The organism is Halomonas rhizosphaerae (genome assembly GCF_030010555.1).
Taxonomy (GTDB): Bacteria; Pseudomonadota; Gammaproteobacteria; order Pseudomonadales; family Halomonadaceae; genus Halomonas; species Halomonas rhizosphaerae.
In genome coordinates, this window is record NZ_JASCQP010000044.1 from 1 (window position 1) to 17,174 (window position 17,174).

At 67.2% G+C, this 17,174-nt stretch carries 16 protein-coding genes; 6 read left to right on the top strand and 10 right to left on the bottom strand.

Going from position 1 to position 17,174, the window contains the following annotated elements:
- Window positions 1-2 precede the first annotated feature (2 nt).
- A complete protein-coding gene (locus QLQ83_RS17875; RefSeq protein ID WP_282733581.1) occupies window positions 3-1,112 on the top strand; it encodes an S-(hydroxymethyl)glutathione dehydrogenase/class III alcohol dehydrogenase in 1,110 nt (369 codons plus the stop codon).
- Between the two features lie 244 nt (window positions 1,113-1,356).
- Window positions 1,357-1,926, top strand: coding sequence for an S-(hydroxymethyl)glutathione synthase (gene gfa, locus QLQ83_RS17880; protein ID WP_282736861.1), 570 nt, complete (start codon window positions 1,357-1,359; stop codon window positions 1,924-1,926).
- An 80-nt stretch (window positions 1,927-2,006) separates the two neighbouring features.
- Here the strand turns inward: gfa and QLQ83_RS17885 are convergent, their stop codons facing one another.
- From QLQ83_RS17885 to QLQ83_RS17910, 6 genes are all read right to left on the bottom strand, one after another.
- Window positions 2,007-2,990 carry a branched-chain amino acid ABC transporter permease gene (locus tag QLQ83_RS17885; RefSeq protein WP_282736862.1) on the bottom strand — a complete coding sequence of 328 codons (984 nt, stop codon included), beginning with the start codon at window positions 2,988-2,990 and terminating at the stop codon, window positions 2,007-2,009.
- Window positions 2,991-2,994: 4 nt separating this feature from the next.
- A complete protein-coding gene (locus tag QLQ83_RS17890) occupies window positions 2,995-3,882 on the bottom strand; it encodes a branched-chain amino acid ABC transporter permease (protein WP_282736863.1) in 888 nt (295 codons plus the stop codon).
- Window positions 3,883-3,940: 58 nt separating this feature from the next.
- Window positions 3,941-5,161 carry an ABC transporter substrate-binding protein gene (locus QLQ83_RS17895; RefSeq protein ID WP_282736864.1) on the bottom strand — a complete coding sequence of 407 codons (1,221 nt, stop codon included), beginning with the start codon at window positions 5,159-5,161 and terminating at the stop codon, window positions 3,941-3,943.
- Window positions 5,162-5,252: 91 nt separating this feature from the next.
- Entirely contained in the window at window positions 5,253-5,999 is a 747-nt protein-coding gene (locus QLQ83_RS17900; protein WP_282736865.1) for an ABC transporter ATP-binding protein, read from the bottom strand.
- Window positions 5,996-6,772, bottom strand: coding sequence for an ABC transporter ATP-binding protein (locus tag QLQ83_RS17905; protein ID WP_282736866.1), 777 nt, complete (start codon window positions 6,770-6,772; stop codon window positions 5,996-5,998). Before QLQ83_RS17905 ends, QLQ83_RS17900 begins: the two co-directional genes overlap by 4 nt.
- 326 nt (window positions 6,773-7,098) lie before the next feature.
- Complete coding sequence (locus QLQ83_RS17910; RefSeq protein ID WP_282736867.1) at window positions 7,099-8,478, bottom strand: L-serine ammonia-lyase; 1,380 nt, start codon at window positions 8,476-8,478, stop codon at window positions 7,099-7,101.
- 168 nt (window positions 8,479-8,646) lie between these two features.
- On the opposite strand from QLQ83_RS17910, the gene QLQ83_RS17915 reads away from it, so the two are divergent.
- Both QLQ83_RS17915 and QLQ83_RS17920 read left to right on the top strand, forming a co-directional pair.
- Entirely contained in the window at window positions 8,647-9,585 is a 939-nt protein-coding gene (locus QLQ83_RS17915) for a LysR substrate-binding domain-containing protein (RefSeq protein WP_282736868.1), read from the top strand.
- A 62-nt stretch (window positions 9,586-9,647) separates the two neighbouring features.
- A complete protein-coding gene (locus tag QLQ83_RS17920) occupies window positions 9,648-10,304 on the top strand; it encodes a hypothetical protein (protein ID WP_282736869.1) in 657 nt (218 codons plus the stop codon).
- A 90-nt stretch (window positions 10,305-10,394) separates the two neighbouring features.
- On the opposite strand, the gene rpoD is transcribed toward QLQ83_RS17920, so the two are convergent.
- The 3 genes from rpoD to rpsU form a co-directional block, all read right to left on the bottom strand.
- A complete protein-coding gene (rpoD, locus tag QLQ83_RS17925) occupies window positions 10,395-12,236 on the bottom strand; it encodes an RNA polymerase sigma factor RpoD (RefSeq protein ID WP_282736870.1) in 1,842 nt (613 codons plus the stop codon).
- A gap of 241 nt (window positions 12,237-12,477) precedes the next feature.
- Window positions 12,478-14,298: a DNA primase gene (gene dnaG, locus QLQ83_RS17930; RefSeq protein WP_282736871.1), complete on the bottom strand. Its 1,821-nt coding sequence runs from the start codon at window positions 14,296-14,298 to the stop codon at window positions 12,478-12,480.
- Window positions 14,299-14,417: 119 nt separating this feature from the next.
- Window positions 14,418-14,633 (bottom strand): 30S ribosomal protein S21, encoded by a 216-nt coding sequence (gene rpsU / locus QLQ83_RS17935; protein ID WP_013333229.1) that lies wholly within the window; start codon window positions 14,631-14,633, stop codon window positions 14,418-14,420.
- 267 nt (window positions 14,634-14,900) lie between these two features.
- On the opposite strand from rpsU, the gene tsaD reads away from it, so the two are divergent.
- Together tsaD and QLQ83_RS17945 are read left to right on the top strand one after the other, a co-directional pair.
- Complete coding sequence (tsaD, locus tag QLQ83_RS17940) at window positions 14,901-15,938, top strand: tRNA (adenosine(37)-N6)-threonylcarbamoyltransferase complex transferase subunit TsaD (protein ID WP_282736872.1); 1,038 nt, start codon at window positions 14,901-14,903, stop codon at window positions 15,936-15,938.
- Window positions 15,939-16,147: 209 nt separating this feature from the next.
- A complete protein-coding gene (locus tag QLQ83_RS17945; RefSeq protein ID WP_282736873.1) occupies window positions 16,148-16,327 on the top strand; it encodes a hypothetical protein in 180 nt (59 codons plus the stop codon).
- A gap of 123 nt (window positions 16,328-16,450) precedes the next feature.
- Here QLQ83_RS17945 and plsY read toward each other — a convergent pair whose 3' ends face one another.
- Window positions 16,451-17,038: a glycerol-3-phosphate 1-O-acyltransferase PlsY gene (gene plsY / locus QLQ83_RS17950; protein ID WP_411971142.1), complete on the bottom strand. Its 588-nt coding sequence runs from the start codon at window positions 17,036-17,038 to the stop codon at window positions 16,451-16,453.
- Window positions 17,039-17,174: the final 136 nt, after the last annotated feature.

Sequence of the window (17,174 nt, forward strand, 5' to 3'; positions counted from 1 at the left end):
CCATGAAGTCACGTGCCGCCGTCGCCATGGAAGCCGGCAAGCCCCTGGAGCTGGTCGAGATCGACGTCGAGGGCCCCAAGGCCGGCGAGGTGCTGGTGAAGATCGCCGCCACCAGCGTTTGCCACACCGATGCCTTTACCCTCTCCGGTGCCGACCCGGAGGGCAACTTCCCGGCGGTGCTGGGCCACGAGGGGGCCGGCGTCGTCCAGGAGGTGGGCGAGGGCGTCACCAGCGTCAAGCCCGGCGATCACGTCATCCCGCTCTATACCGCCGAGTGCGGCCAGTGCAAGTTCTGCCTCTCGGGCAAGACCAACCTGTGCAGCGCGGTGCGCGCCACCCAGGGCAAGGGCGTGATGCCGGATGGCACCTCGCGCTTCTCGCTGGACGGCCAGATGCTGCACCACTACATGGGCACCTCCACCTTCAGCGAGTACACGGTGCTGCCCGAGGTCTCGCTGGCCGTGGTCTCCAAGGCGGCGCCGATGGACAAGATCTGCCTGCTGGGCTGCGGCGTGACCACCGGCATCGGCGCGGTGATGAACACCGCCAAGGTGGAGCCGGGCAGTACCGTCGCCGTCTTCGGCCTGGGCGCCATCGGCCTGGCGGTGATCCAGGGCGCGGTGATGGCCAAGGCCGCGCGGATCATCGCCATCGACGTCAACCCGGAGAAGTTCAAACTGGCCGAGCAGTTCGGCGCCACCGACTTCGTCAATCCCAAGGAGTACAGCGACCCCATCCAGCAGGTGATCGTCGACCTGACCGATGGCGGCGTCGACTACTCCTTCGAGTGCATCGGCAACGTCAACGTCATGCGCTCGGCGCTGGAGTGCTGCCACAAGGGCTGGGGCGAGTCGGTGATCATCGGCGTGGCCGGCGCCGGCGAGGAGATCAGCACGCGGCCGTTCCAGCTGGTTACCGGGCGGGTCTGGAAGGGCTCCGCCTTCGGTGGCGTGAAGGGGCGGACCGAGCTGCCGGGCTACGTGGAGCGCTACATGAACGGCGAGATCAACATCGACGACTTCATCACCCACGACCTGCCCTTCGAGAAGATCAACGAAGCCTTCGAGCTGCTGCACCGCGGCGAGAGCATCCGCACCGTCCTACACTACTGAGGCTTCACTACTGAAGACGGCGTGACCGACAGGTACCGCCTGGCCCGCAACGACGCAGGTGATCGCCATGCTGACAAGACTACAAGAGGAGCGGAAGCCCATGAGCCTGATGGATACCTTGAAGCGCTGGTTCGGCGGCCAGGGGGCGACACCCTCGACGACGCCTCAGCAGGGCCGTGACCGACCCGAGACCCCCACAGCAACATCCTCCGCAGCAGCCACCACTACCCAGGGAGCCACTACCATGAGCGACATCAGGATCCATCCCGCCGTGGATAGCGGTGTGCGTGCCGGCAGCGACAGCTTCAACGGCGGCACCCTGCATTGCCACTGTAGCGAAAACCCCGTCGAGGTGACCGTCAAGGCACAGTGCGCCCACAACCATGTGTGCGGCTGCACCAAGTGCTGGAAACCCGGGGGAGCCCTGTTCTCGATGGTCGCCGTGGTACCCCGCGAGAGCCTCAGCGTTACCGCCAACGAGGACAAGCTGGAAGTCGTCGACACCTCCGCCGCCATCCAGCGACATGCCTGCAAGGAGTGCGGGGTTCACATGTTCGGCCGCATCGAGAATACCGACCACCCCTTCCACGGCCTGGACTTCATCCACACGGAACTCTCCGACGATAAGGGCTGGGCGGCGCCGGAGTTCGCCGCCTTCGTCTCCTCGATCATCGAATCGGGCGCCAACCCGGACAACATGGACAAGGTCCGCGGCCGGCTCAAGGAGCTGGGTCTCGAGCCTTACGACTGCCTGTCGCCTCCGCTGATGGATGCCATCGCCATCCATACGGCCAAAGCCAAGGGAGTACTGTGACGCTTGCCATCGCTGCGTGCCACGCACAGACGCCATCGGGCGCCCCTTGGGGCGCCCGATGGCGTTCTGGCCGCTTGGCCCTACTTGAAGTTCTTCTTCACCATCTTCTGGATCTCGCCGACGATGCCGCTGCGGAAGCTCAACACGCAGATCACGAAGATCAGGCCGAGGATCACGCCCACCCAGTTGCCCAGCGGCGACTGCGCCAGCTGGGTCTGCAGGCTGACCACGACCCCGGCGCCCACCACGGGGCCGAACAGGGTGCCCACCCCGCCCAGCAGGGTCATCAAGATCACCTCGCCGGACATGTGCCAGTGGGCGTCGGTGAGCGAGGCCAGTTGGAACACCACCGTCTTGGTGGACCCCGCCAGGCCCGCCAGGCCCGCGGAGAGCACGAAGGCTACCAGCTTGTAGGCGTCGACGTTGTAGCCCAGCGAGACGGCCCGCGGCTCGTTCTCGCGGATCGCCTTGAGCACCTGGCCGTAGGGCGAGTGCACGGCGCGCTGGATGATGGCGAAGCCGATCACGAAGACCGCCAGCACGAAGTAGTACATGTTGAGGTTGCTCTTCAGGCTGATCAGCCCGAACAGCTCGCCCCGTGGCACCCCGTGCAGGCCATCCTCGCCGCCGGTGAAGGGCGCCTGGACGAAGAAGAAGAACATCATCTGCGCCAGCGCCAGGGTCACCATGGCGAAGTAGATCCCCTGGCGGCGAATCGCCAGGGCGCCGAACAGGGTGCCCAGCACCACGGCGGCGAAGGTGCCGATCAGGATGCCCAGCTCCGGGGTCAGCCCCGGGTAGCTGGCCAGCATGATGCCGGTGAAGTAGCCGCCGGTGGCCAGGAAGGCGGCATGCCCGAAGGAGAGCAGGCCGGCGTAGCCAAGCAGCAGGTTGAAGGCGCAGGCGAACAGCGCGAAGCACAGCACCTTCATCAGAAACACCGGGTAGGCCACGAAGGGCGCGACAAGCGCGATGGCGATCAGGACCAGATAGAGGCCATTGCGACGCAGCCGGGCGTTGCGCTGCCGCTGCATGGCCGGCGTCAGGGTCTGGGTTGCGGACATGATGTCATGCCTCCTTGCCGAAGAGTCCCGCGGGGCGCAGCAGCAGTACCAGGATCATCACCAGGAAGATCACGGTGTTGGCGGCCTCGGGGTAGTAGACCTTGGTGAGGCCCTCGATCAGGCCCATGGACAGGCCGGTGATGACGGCGCCGATGATCGAGCCCATGCCACCGATCACCACCACCGCGAAGACCACGATCAGCAGGCTCGAGCCCATGGTCGGCGACACCGGGTAGAGCGGGGCGGCCAGCACCCCGGCGAGGGCGGCGAGCGCCACGCCAAAGCCGTAGGTCAGGGTGATCAGCTGGGGCACATTGACCCCGAAGGCCTGCATCAGCGCCGAGTTCTCGGTGCCGGCGCGCAGGTAGGCGCCGAGACGGGTGCGCTCGATGACGAACCAGGTACCCAGGCAGACCACCAGCGCCGCCACCAGCACCCAGCCACGGTAGGTGGGCAGGAACATGAAGCCCAGATTGAGCCCGCCCTGAAGGGCCTCGGGCGTGGGGTAGCTGGAGCCCGACACGCCGAAGAAGTTGATCAGGGTGCCCTCGAAGATCAGTGCCAGGCCGAAGGTGAGCAGCAGCCCGTAGAGGTGGTCGAGATGAGCGATACGCCGCAGCAGGTAGCGTTCGATCAGCATGCCCAGCCCACCCACCACGAGGGGGACGAGCAGCAGTGCCACCCAGTAGTTGAGCCCCAGATACTGCAGGCCCAGCAGGGCGGCGAAAGCCCCCAGCATGTACATGGCCCCGTGGGCGAAGTTGACGATCTTCAGCAGGCCGAAGATCACCGCCAGCCCCAGGCTGAGCAGGGCATAGAAGGCACCGTTGATCAGGCCCAGCATCAGCTGGCCCATGAACACCGCCAACGGCACCCCGAAAATCATTGTCATGTCATGGACCTCCCGTCAGAGAGGCGGCGGCCGAAGCCGCCGCCGGTTCCGGCCGTGCTCAGTTGTTGACCAGCTTGCACTGGCTCTCGGAGAGCGGCCGGTAGGCCTCTTCGGCGGGGATGGTGGCCTGGATCTCGTAGAGGTCCCACTCGCCGGTGGACTCCTCCGGCGACTTCACCTCGGCCAGATACATGTCGTGGACCATGCGGCCATCCTCGCGGATATGGCCGTTGCGCGAGAAGAAATCCTCCACCGGGCGCTCGGCCATGGCGGCGCGGATAGTCTCGGGGTCGTCGGTACCCGCCTCGGCCACCGTTTCCAGATAATGCATGGTGCTGGAGTAGATGCCCGCCTGCACCATGGTCGGCATGCGTTCGGTGCGCTCATAGTAGCGCTCGGCCCACTCGCGGGCCTGGTCGTCCATGTCCCAGTACCAGCCGGTGGTGAGCAGCAGACCCTGGGTATCCTCGAGCCCCATGGCGTGAACGTCGTTGAGGAAGATCAGCAGGCCGGCAAGCTGCTGGCCGCCCTGGACCACACCGAACTGGCTGGCGGTAGTGATGGCATTGACGGTGTCGGCACCGGCGTTCGCCAGGCCGATGATCTTGGCACCGGACCCCTGGGCCTGGAGGATATAGGAGGAGAAGTCGCTGGTCGGGAAGGGGTGACGGATGGTATCGACGATCTCGCCACCGTTCTCTTCCACCACCTTGGTCACGTCGCCCTCGAGGGCATGACCGAAGGCATAGTCGGCGGTGAGCATGAACCAGGTGTCGCCTCCCTGCTCCACCACCGCCTTGGCCGTGCCGTTGGCCAGCGGATAGGTATCATAGACCCAGTGGATGTGGTTCGGCGTGCAGTGCTCGTTGGTGATGCTGGAGGCGGCGGAGCCGGAGACGATGCCCAGGCCGTTGTTCTCCTCGATCACCTTGGTCGCGGCAATGGTCACCGAGGAGGCGACCAGGCCGGCGACCAGGTCGACGTTGCGGGTGTCGAACCACTCGCGCACGGTGTTGGCACCCACGTCCGCGCTGTTGCGATCGTCGGCGCTGAAGACCTCGATCGGGGCGCCGTTCACCTCGCCGCCGAAGTCCTCGATGGCCATCTCCAGGGCCTCGAGGCCGCCGGGGCCGGCCAGGTCGCGGTAGGTGCCGGACATGTCGGCCAGGTAGCCGATGCGTACCTCGTCGTCACTCATCTGTGCCTGGGCGCCGCTGGCCATCAGGGTGGCGGTGGCGAGTGCGATGCTGCTGGCAAGCGTCTTCCTGTTGAAGGTCATGGTGTCATCTCCGTGGCCCCGGGTGGGGCTACTTGTTGTTGTCGATGCGGGTTGCATTGCGGTGGATGAACTGCCGGGCGACGGCGAACCGTCATACCCCCAGCAGGGAGTTGAGGTGCTCGCGCCGCGAGGGCAGCTCGGCGGCACTGATCTCCTCGATGATGCGGCCGTGCTCCATCACGAAGTGGCGGTCGGCCAGCGGGGCGGCGAAGCGGAAGTTCTGCTCCACCAGCACGATGGTCATGCCGCGCTCCTTGAGCTTGACCAGTACCTCGCCCAGCGCCTGGACGATGACCGGGGCGAGCCCCTCGGTGATCTCGTCGAGCAGCAGCAGCCGGGCCCCGGTGCGCAGGATGCGCGCCATGGCCAGCATCTGCTGCTCGCCCCCGGAGAGCCGGGTGCCCTGGCTGCGGCGCCGCTCGAAGAGGTTGGGGAACATCGCGTAGATCTCATCGATCCCCATCCCGCCGCTGCGCACCGTGGGCGGCAGCAGCAGGTTTTCCTCGACGTCGAGGCTGGCGAAGATGCCGCGCTCCTCGGGGCAGTAGCCGATGCCCAGCCGCGGGATGCGGTGCGGCTTCATGGCCAGGGTCTCGGTGCCGTTGATGACGATCGACCCGGTGCGCCGGCCGACCATGTTCATGATCGCCTTGAGGGTGGTGCTGCGCCCGGCGCCGTTGCGCCCCAGCAGCGTCACCAGTTCGCCGCGCTTCACGTCGAAGTCGACGCCGTGGAGGATGTGCGACTCGCCGTAGAAGGCGTGCAGGTCGCTGACCCGCAGCATCTCGGCGCCGTCCAGGTCGTGGTAGTCGGTGAGCTTCTCGGCTGCCTGACTCATGCGCTGGCCTCCTCTTCCGCGGTGGCATCGCTGCCCATATAGGCCTCGCGCACCTGGGGATTCCGTGAGACTTCCTGGTAGTCGCCCTCGGCCAGCACACTACCGCGCGCCAGCACGGTGATGCGGTCGCACAGCCGGCTGACCACGCTGAGGTTGTGCTCCACCATCAGCACGGTGCGGCCCTTCGAGACCCGGCGGATCAGCTCGACGATGCGGTCGACGTCCTCGGCGCCCATGCCCTGGGTCGGCTCGTCGAGCAGCATCAGGGTAGGTTCCAGGGCCAGGGTGGTGGCCACCTCCAGCGCCCGCTTGCGCCCGTAGGGCATCTCCACGGTGAGCACGTCGGCGTACTCGCGCAGGCCCACCTCGTCGAGGAGTTCCAGGGCCCGCTCGTTGAGGTGCTCGAGGCTCTTCTCGGATTTCCAGAAGTGGAAGGAGGTGCCCAGCTTGCGCTGCAGCGCCACCCGCACGTTCTCCATGGCCGTCATGTGGGCGAACACCGCGGAGATCTGGAAGGAGCGCACCAGCCCCAGCCGGGCGATCTCGTTGGCCTTCATGCCGGTGATCGGCTTGTCGCGATAGAGGATCTCGCCGCGGGTGGGCGGCAGGAACTTGGTGAGCAGGTTGAAGACGGTGGTCTTGCCGGCCCCGTTGGGGCCGATCAGGGCATGGATATGCCCCTCCCGGACCTGCAGGTTGACGTCGTCCACGGCAGTGAAGCCGCGAAACTCCTTGGTCAACCCGCGAGTTTCCAGTATGAACTCCTGGGTCATGGTTCGTCCTCTCTGGATCGCTCGGGCGATCCGCCGTGGATGCTGTTGTCGTTGTTGTCGGCCGTTGTTGTGGTTGCGGCGGTTCCGGCATCGAGGGCCTGGATGACACTTTCAGGCTGCCCCGGAGAACACTCTGCACTTTACGTTAACGTAAGCTAGAGGACTGGCCGCGGCACGGCAACAGGAGAAGCGCCGAACTCGACCAATGGTGTAGACGCCCGCGCGATCAATAGCTTGCAAACTATGTCGGGCAAAAAAAGACGCGATGCCCCTTGCGGGACATCGCGCCTGCTCTGGCTCGAGGCCGCGGCTGCCATAGGCAGCCGTCAGCACTCGATGGCGTTGACGGCCAGGCCGCCGCGGGAGGTCTCCTTGTACTTCTCCTGCATGTCGGCACCGGTGTCGCGCATGGTGCGGATCACGTGGTCCAGGGAAACGAAGTGCTCGCCGTCGCCGCGCAGGGCCATGCGTGCGGCATTGATGGCCTTGACCGAGGCGATGGCGTTGCGCTCGATGCAGGGCACCTGCACCAGGCCGCCGATCGGGTCGCAGGTCAGGCCCAGGTTATGCTCGAGGCCGATCTCGGCGGCATTCTCCACCTGGCCCACGCTGCCGCCCATCACCTCAGCGAGGCCGGCGGCGGCCATGGCGCAGGCCGACCCGACCTCGCCCTGGCAGCCCACCTCGGCGCCGGAGATGGAGGCATTCTTCTTGCACAGGATCCCCACGGCACCGGCGGTAAGCAGGAAGTCCACCACCTCCCGCTCGCAAGCTTCCGGCTGGAACTTCATGTAATAGTGCAGCACCGCCGGGATGATCCCCGCCGCCCCGTTGGTGGGGGCCGTGACCATGCGCCCGCCGGCGGCATTCTCCTCGTTCACCGCCAGGGCGAAGACGTTGACCCAGTCCATCGCCGAGAAGGTCGAGGCGATCAGGCTGTCATCGCCGTCCATGGCCAGCAGCCGCCGGTGCAGCGAGGCCGCCCGGCGCCGGACCTCGAGCCCCCCGGGCAGCACGCCTTCGGCGGCGAGCCCGCTCTGCACGCAGGCCTGCATGGCCTGCCAGATCTCCCACAGGCCGGCGCGCACCTCGGCCTCGCTGCGCCAGGCCTTCTCGTTCTCCATCATCAGCTCACTGATGCGCAGGTCATGCATGCGGCACAGCGCCATCAGCTCGGCGGCGGAATGGAAGTCATAGGGCAGGGCCGTGGTGTCGCTGTCCAGCTCGCCGGAACGCGCCTGGGCCTCGTCGACCACGAAGCCGCCTCCCACGGAGTAGTAGACGTTGCGATGGAGCGTCTCCGCCTGCCCGTGGGCGACCAGGGTCAGGGCGTTGGGATGGTAGGGCAGGCTCTCGTCGTGCCACTGCAGGTCCCGGCTCCAGTGGAAGGGGATCGCCTGGTGGCCGTCGAGCTGCAGGGTCCGGGACTCGAGCAGCGCCTCGATGCGCGGGGCGACGATGGACGGGTCGATGTGCGACGGATGTTCGCCGATCAGCCCCATCACCACCGCCCGGTCGGTGCCGTGGCCCTTGCCGGTGGCGGAGAGCGAGCCATGCAGGTGAATCTCCAGGCGCGTCACGCGCTCCAGCAGGTCGCGACGTTTCAGCTCCTGGACGAAATCATGAGCCGCCGCCATCGGCCCCACGGTGTGGGAGCTCGAGGGCCCGATGCCGATCTTGAACAGGTCGAAGACGCTGATTGCCATGGAAGAACCTCGCGTGACTGACAGGGTGGCCGGGGCGGAGCCTTGTAGCCTCCGGGTTCAGCGCTACTGAACGTTTCTGGCCTTGGGTTGACGTTGCCTCTATGCTGGTGCGGCATCGCCCCAGCAACAAGCCAGAATATCTCGCCCACAGTATAGCCCAGCTAAACCATGAGCCGACTCCTGCACGCCCAGACCCACGCCTGGCTGAAGGTCTTCGCCATCAGCGCCCGCCACCTCTCCTTCACCCGGGCGGCGGAGGAGCTGCACGTCACCACCGGCGCGGTGAGCCAGCAGATCAAGCAGCTGGAGGAACGCCTGGGCTTCAAGCTGTTCCGTCGCCTGCCCCGGCGGCTGGAGCTGACCGAGGAGGGCCGCCGCCTGGCGGCGGTGGTGGACGAGGCCTACCAGGCCGTGGGCCTGGAGGTGCGGCGACTGCGCAGCGGGGTGATGAGCGGGGTGATCCGCCTGCGTTCGGTACCCTCCTTCCTGCACAAGTGGCTGATGCCGCGCCTGCCGCGGCTGCAGGCGCGCTTTCCCGACATCGAGCTGCATGTCAGGGCCGAGGACAGCAGCCTCTCGCTGCGCGACGGCGACTTCGACCTGGCCCTCGACCTCAACGATGGCCAGGCCCCGGGACTCTCCATCACGTCGCTGATGGAAGAGCACATCTTCCCGGTCTGCGCCCCCGCCCTGCTGCGCGGCCGCCCGCCCCTTCGCCACCCCGCCGACCTGGCCTGGTACCCGCTGCTGCACGACGTCACCGCCTGGCGCGGCAGCCACGAGCATGCCGAATGGGAGCGCTACCTGGAGGCCATCGAGGCCCCGCCCCTGAACTTGCGCCGGGGCTACACCTTCAACCGCAACCATCTGACCATGGAGGCGGCCATCGCCGGCATGGGGGTCGCCATCGCCCGCCAGACACTGATCCGCGGCGAACTGGAGAGCGGTGCGCTGATCGCCCCCTTCGCGCAGCGGGTGCCCACCGGCATGCGCTACGGCATCGTGCATGCCCCGGGCGCGCTCGACGACCGGCGGGTGTCCGCCGTACACGACTGGATCGTCGAGGAGGCGCGCCGCGCCACCCAGGCAGGCCTGCCGGTCGAGTAGGCACGCCGGGGGGCGGGACGGTACAATACTCGCTTCGCATGTCATGCTCGAACGGACTCACGATGCCTCCCCACCTTCCCCCCGAACGCCCCATGCCGATCGGCTTCGCCGCCACCTGTCTGAGGGCCATCCTCTACATCCTGCTGGTCGCCGGCATCGCCCAGGGCGTCTACGTCGAGGCCCTCTACCTGCCCGAGACCCGTTTCTCGGAACGGGGCTTCACCGAGCTGGCCCAGAGCGGCCTGCTGGCGCTCTCGACTTTGCTGCTGCTCTACGTGAGGGTCGGGCTGCGCGAACTGCCGCAGGTGAGCCTGCTGCTGCTCGCCTTCGTGGCGAGCTCCCTGGTCCGCGAGCAGGATGCCCTGCTGGATGCCCGCGTCTTCGACGGGGCCTGGCAGCTGCTGGTGGCGCTGATCATCCTGCCGAGCCTCTACGGCGTGATCCGCCACCGCCATGACTTCGCCGCCCAGTTCGCGGGCTATGCCAACAGCCTCTCCTTCGGCCTGTTCGCCGCCGGCTTCCTGACCACCTACGTCTTCTCGCGACTCTATGGCCGCAGCGAGATGTGGCAGGCGATTCTCCGTGACGACTATGTGCGCACCTTCAAGGATGCCGCCGAGGAGGTGGTGGAGCTGTTCGGCTATGCACTGATCCTGATCGCCATGATCGAGCTGGTCCTGCTGAGCCGCCGATGGGCCCTGGCGCGTCGCGCCGCCTGACGCACCCCCGAATGCAACAAGCCCCGCAGGCATCGCCTGCGGGGCTTGTCGTTGGGGCGGGCATGACGCCCTTCCCGTCCTTCCCGGCGACTACTCGTCGAGGAAGGAGCGCAGCGGCTCGGAGCGGCTGGGGTGGCGCAGCTTGCGCAGTGCCTTGGCCTCGATCTGGCGGATTCGCTCGCGGGTGACGTCGAACTGCTTGCCGACCTCCTCGAGGGTGTGATCGGTGTTCATGTCGATGCCGAAGCGCATGCGCAGCACCTTGGCCTCACGGGCGGTGAGGCCGCCGAGCACGTTGCGGGTCGCCTCGATCAGCCCCTCGCCGGTCGCCGAGTCGATGGGCAGCAGGATGGTGCCGTCCTCGATGAAATCGCCCAGATGCGAGTCGTCATCGTCGCCGATGGGCGTCTCCATGGAGATCGGCTCCTTGGCGATCTTGAGCACCTTGCGCACCTTGTCCTCGGGCATCTCGAGGCGCTCGCCAAGCTCTTCCGGGGTCGGCTCGCGGCCCATCTCCTGCAGCATCTGGCGGGAGACGCGATTGAGCTTGTTGATGGTCTCGATCATGTGCACCGGGATGCGGATGGTGCGCGCCTGGTCGGCGATCGAACGGGTGATCGCCTGGCGGATCCACCAGGTCGCGTAGGTGGAGAACTTGTAGCCGCGACGATACTCGAACTTGTCCACCGCCTTCATCAGGCCGATGTTGCCCTCCTGGATCAGGTCCAGGAACTGCAGGCCGCGGTTGGTGTACTTCTTGGCGATGGAGATCACCAGGCGCAGGTTGGCCTCGACCATCTCCTTCTTGGCCCGGCGCGCCTTGGCCTCGCCGATGGAGAGCCGGCGGTTGACCTCCTTGATCTCGGTCACCGGCAGCTGGATCATCTCCTCCTCGAAGGCGATCTTGCGCTGGGCACGCTGGATGTCGCCACGCAGGGGCGCCAGGCGAGCCGCGTACTTCGGATTGGCGGCGCTGAACTCGTCGAGCCACTCGGGGCTCGACTCGCTGCCCGGAAAGGCCTTGATGAAGGTCTTGCGCGGCACCTTCGACTTCTTCACGCACAGCTGCATGATCGCCTTTTCCTGGGCGCGCACCTGCTCGACACTGATGCGTACCTGCCCCACCAGGCGCTCGAAGTGCTTGGGCACCAGCTTGATCGGCGAGAACAGCTGGGCGAGACGCGCCAGCTCCTCCTGGGCCTCCTTCGAGCCGCGGCCGTGGGCCTCGATGGCGGCCTGGGCCGCGGCGTTCTGCTCGCGGATCTGCTCGAAGCGGGCCCGGGCCTCCTCGGGGTCGGGACCGCCGGTCGTCTCCTCCTCGGCCTCACCGTCCTCGTCATCGGCATCGCCCTCGGCCTCGTCGCGGGGCTCCTCCTCGGGAACCTCCGCCTCGGCCACGCCGGGAATCCCCTCGTCGGGATCGATGAAGCCGGAGAAGAGGTCGGAGAGGCGCCCGGGGGCCTCCTCGTCCTGGGTCGCATCATAGGCATCGAGAATGGAATCCACGGCACCGGGCAGGTAGGCCAGCGCCGACATCACCTCGCGGGTACCCTCCTCGATGCGCTTGGCGATCTCGATCTCGCCTTCGCGGGTCAGCAGCTCCACCGTCCCCATCTCGCGCATGTACATGCGCACGGGGTCGGTGGTGCGGCCGACGTCGCTCTCCACGGCGGCGAGTGCGGCGACGGCCTCTTCGGCGGCCGACTCGTCCGTGGAATGATCCGACATCATCAGGGTGTCTTCATCGGGGGCTTCCTCGACGACACTGATGCCCATGTCGTTGATCATGCCGATGATGTCTTCCACCTGATCCGGGTCGGCGATATCCTCGGGAAGGTGGTCGTTGACCTCGGCATAGGTCAGGAAGCCCTGTTCCTTGCCGCGCGCGATCAACTCCTTCAGACGTGACTGCTGCTGCGCATTTCCAGCCATAGAAACCCTATCTCGACGAAGAAGAATGAAGCACCTGAAGCACTGAGGCGGTGAAAACTCGATAAGCCGAACAGTATAGCGGGTGAAACCACCTTTCTGCCAGTTCGGTGTATTTGCGCGGTCATTCAGGTGTGTTAGGTTGTCAGGTTGCGCCGTTTGCGGGCACTCCCCTCGTATGTGGTGATAGTAGGAGAAAATTCAACCCCGCCGCCAATGTCCTACCGCGGGGCGGTGCATTGCCTCACCCCTTGAGCTCGGTGAGCAGCCCCATCAGGCGCTGGCGCTCCTCCTGCGAAAGCCGCTCTCCCCGCTGTTGCTTTGACAGCAGCGCATCGACTTCCTCCTGATGCGACGGCCTGAGACGGTGTCGCCGGAAGTGCTCGACCAGCCCGTCCAGTTCGGCGGCCCGCGCGCCCGGCGGGATGAGCAGCTCGCGGCGCGCCAGCTCGGCCAGCCGCTCGCCCTCCGGTGTGCCGTGGAAGTGAGCCAGCAGCACCTGAGCGCTGCGATAGCGCCCCGCCCGCAACAGCCGCTCCACCTCGTGGCACAGCCGGGCTTCCGGGTCCTCCCCGGGATACCAGTCGCTCTCCTCGGGCAGGCGCTCCACCAGCCGCGGCTCATGGACCAGCAGCTGCAGCACACGCCCCATCAGGCTCAGCGCCTCGCCTGCCGGGCCGCCCCCTCGTGGCGGACGGGGCCGGGACGCCTCGTCGCGCCCGGCATCCACCGCGGGGGGCGGCTCGGCCTCCGGCGTCTCCCGTGGCGTAACCAGCGCCTCGAAGCGCGACTGGTCGACGCCGGTGCGTCGCGAGAGCTCCGTCAGCAGCAGCGACTTGAGCACCCCTTCCGGCAGCTTGCCGATCGCCGACAGCACCTGGCTGGCGAAGCGTTCGCGCGCCTCGATCGTCGCCAGATCGCGCCCCTCGGCGGCGTGATCGAAGAGGAATTCCGACAGGGGACTGGCACAGGTGATGCGATCCTCGAAGGCCTCCGGGCCCTCCCGACGCACCAGCGTGTCGGGATCCTCCCCCTCGGGCAGGAACATGAAGCGCGCCTGGCGCCCGTCGATCATCTGCGGCAATACCGTCTGCAGCGCCCGGGCGGCGGCCTGGCGACCGGCCCGGTCGCCGTCGAAGCAGAACACCACCTCGCCGACCATCCGGAACAGCCGCCCCAGGTGCTCCTCGCTGGTGGAGGTGCCGAGGGTGGCCACGGCGTTGCGGATGCCGAACTGGGCCAGTGCCACCACGTCCATGTAGCCCTCGACGATCACCAGCCGCTCGAGCCGTGGATTGGCCTGCCGGGCCTCGAAGAGGCCGTAGAGCTCGCGCCCCTTGTGGAACACCGGGGTCTCGGGCGAGTTGAGGTACTTGGGCTTGGCATCGCCCAGCACCCGCCCGCCGAAGGCAATGGTGCGGCCGCGAATATCGCGGATCGGGAACATCACCCGGTCGCGGAAGCGGTCATAGGTCCGCCCGCTCTCCTCGCGATGCACCAGCAGGCCATACTCGACCTGCACCGCCTCGGCGACGCCGCGCTCCGAGAGGTGACGCTTGAGCGCCTCCCAGCCGGCCGGGGCATAGCCGATGGCGAAGGCCTGCTGCACCTCCGGCGACAGCCCGCGCTCGGCAAGGTAACGGCGGGCGCCCTCCCCTTCCGGCATCTTCAGCCGCTCACGGTAGTAGCTGGCCGAGAGCTCCAGCAGGTTGACCCCCTCCTTGCGCTTGCGCTCGCGGGCCTGGGCGTGCGGGTCGTCGGCCCCTTCACGCGGCACCTCCATGCCCAGGCGCGCGGCGAGCTGTTCCACCGCCTCGGGGAAGCGCAGGTTCTCGTGCTCCATCAGGAAACGCAGGGCATTGCCGTGGGCGCCGCAGCCGAAGCAGTGGTAGAACTGCTTGTCGGCGCTGACGGTGAACGACGGCGACTTCTCCTGATGGAAGGGGCAGAGACCCGAATGGTTACGCCCGGCCTTCTTCAGCTTCACGCGCTCGCCGACCACCTCGACCACGTCGACACGGGCCAGGAGGTCATCGATGAAGCGCTGGGGAATCTGGCCGGACATTCGGGCACCCTGCGTAGGACGGGAGAGGCGACGAAAAACAAGCGGCCACCGTTAGGCGGCCGCTTGGCGTCCCTCTTGAGACGACAGGGGCCGGATGCCCCTACCGACTCCAGTACGGATCAATAGAGCCGTTCGAAACGCTTGCGCTCACGCTGAAGCTTCTTGGCATGGCGCTTGACGGCCGCGGCCGCCTTGCGCTTGCGCTCTGCGGTCGGCTTCTCGTACTGCTCGCGACGACGCACTTCCGAGAGAACACCGGCTTTTTCACAGGAACGCTTGAAGCGACGCAGCGCGACGTCAAACGGCTCGTTATCACGTACTTTGACAGAAGGCATTAAGCACTCACCTACCTTGGGTAACTTGAGTTCGGTTTGTACGCACACCTTGCGAGGACCACTCGCCATCACGCAACGATCGCCGGAATCGCCTGGCGAACCGGAACGATGCGTGAAAGGCGGAAGGCCACTCCTGGGTGCACGACCCAGTCTTGCAGCGGACAGTATTCTAGTCGCCACACCGGACGCGTGCAAATCGTTTCCGCACTGCGCCTGCGGGGCAAAAGGCGTAGAATGCCGCCTTCCACGTACCACCGAGCCATCACCATGCGCGTACTGGGCATCGAGACCTCCTGCGACGAGACCGGCGTCGCCCTCTTCGACACCGAGCGCGGCCTCGTGGCCGACGCCCTCTACAGCCAGATCGCCATGCACGCCGAGTACGGCGGCGTGGTCCCGGAGCTCGCTTCCCGGGACCATACCCGCCGCCTGCTGCCGCTGATCCAGCAGGTGCTGGACGACGCCGGCCTGGCACGCACCGGGCTCGATGCCATCGCCTACACCGCCGGCCCCGGGCTGGTCGGTGCACTGATGGTGGGGGCCAGCACCGCCCATGGCATGGCCCGGGCGCTGGAGATCCCGGTGCTCGGCGTCCACCACATGGAGGGCCACCTGCTGGCCCCCATGCTGGAGGACGAGCCCCCCGACTTCCCCTTCGTCGCCCTGCTGGTCTCCGGCGGCCATACCCAACTGGTCGAGGTGCGCGGTCTGGGCCAGTATCGCCTGCTCGGCGAGTCGGTGGACGACGCCGCCGGCGAGGCCTTCGACAAGGCGGCCAAGATGCTGGGCCTCGACTACCCCGGCGGCCCCCATGTCGCGAAGCTGGCCGAGGCCGGTGACCCCGGCCGCTTCCGCTTCCCGCGACCGATGACCGACCGCCCGGGACTCGACTTCAGCTTCTCGGGGCTCAAGACCCACACCCTGACCGCCATCCGCCAACTCGAGCAGGCTAGCGGCCTCGACGACCAGGCACGCGCCGACGTCGCCCGCGCCTTCGAGGAAGCAGTGGTCGATACCCTGGTGATCAAGTGCCGCCGCGCGCTGGACGCGACCGGCCTCAAGCGCCTGGTAGTGGCCGGTGGCGTCAGCGCCAACGTGCGGTTGCGCGAACGCCTGGAGCGGGAGTGCGCCAAGCGAGACGCCCGGGCCTACTACCCACGCGGGCGCTTCTGCACCGACAACGGCGCGATGATTGCCTATGTCGGCGCCCAGCGCCTGCTGGCCGGCGAGCATGACGAGACCGGCATCATGCAGGCGGTGCCACGCTGGCCGATGGAGACTCTCGAGGCACCCGTCACCGCCTGACTTTCGCCATGATTGCCCTCTCCATGGTCACAGCGCCCAGCGCCTGCTGGCCGGCGAGCATGACGAGACCGGCATCATGCAGGCGGTGCCACGCTGGCCGATGGAGACTCTCGAGGCACCCGTCACCGCCTGACTTTCGCCATGATTGCCCTCTCCATGGTCACAGCGCCCAGCGCCTGCTGGCCGGCGAGCACGACGAGACCGGCATCATGCAGGCGGTACCACGCTGGCCGATGGATACTCTCGAGGCACCCTCACCGCCTGACTTTCGCCATGATTGCCCTCTCCATGGTCACAGCGCCCAGCGCCTGCTGGCCGGCGAGCATGACGAGACCGGCATCATGCAGGCGGTACCGCGCTGGCCGATGGATACGCTACGCAAGCCGTAAGCTGAAAGCTGCTGGAAGGCAGCTTGATGTGGCCCAGGTAAAAGACGCATTCTTCAAGCTTCCGGCTTCCAGGCGCGAAGCGCCGCTCTTCCAGCTTTCAAGCCCCTGGCGAAGCCGAGCAGCTCAGAGCCCCGGCTCGTCACCCCTGCCAAGACGGCGGATATTGAGCACGTGGCGCGCCAGCACCAGCAGGGTGAAGACGATCACCACGCCAGCGAACTCCGGGGCCAGCCAGAGGCTGGCCAGCGGTGCCATGGCGGCACTGGCCAGGGAGGCGACGGCTGCCGTCCGCACCCGCCAGGCCAGCAGCATCCAGAGGGCCGCACAGCAGAGCGCCACCCAGGGCGTGAGCACCAGCATCACGCCGAAGGCACTGGCCACGCCCTTGCCGCCCCGGAAGCGGTGCCAGGCCGGGTAGCTGTGGCCCAGCAACACGCCTAGCCCGACCAGCCCCAGCCCCCAGGGCGGCAGGCCGAGCCACATGGCCAACCACAGCACCGGCATGCCCTTGGCCACGTCCACCACCAGGGTGGCCAGGGCCAGGCGACGACCGTGCAGGCGCAGGACATTGGAGAACCCCGGATTGCAGGAGCCGGCCAGCCGCGGGTCCCCCACGCCGGCCAGGCGGCACACCGTCAGGGCGCCGAGCCAGGTACCGCTCAGATAGCCGATCGCCACCAGCGGCAGGATGAGGTCGAGTGGCGCCTCCACGGGCGGCCTCCTGTGGGGTGAAACCGTGATTGTGCCAGCCATGGGCGGCGCGGGACAGGCCGGCGCGCCCCCCGGTGTCGCCCGAGGCCTGGCTGGCGTACAATCGGGCGCCTGCAGGCGGACCCTGTGCATCGCC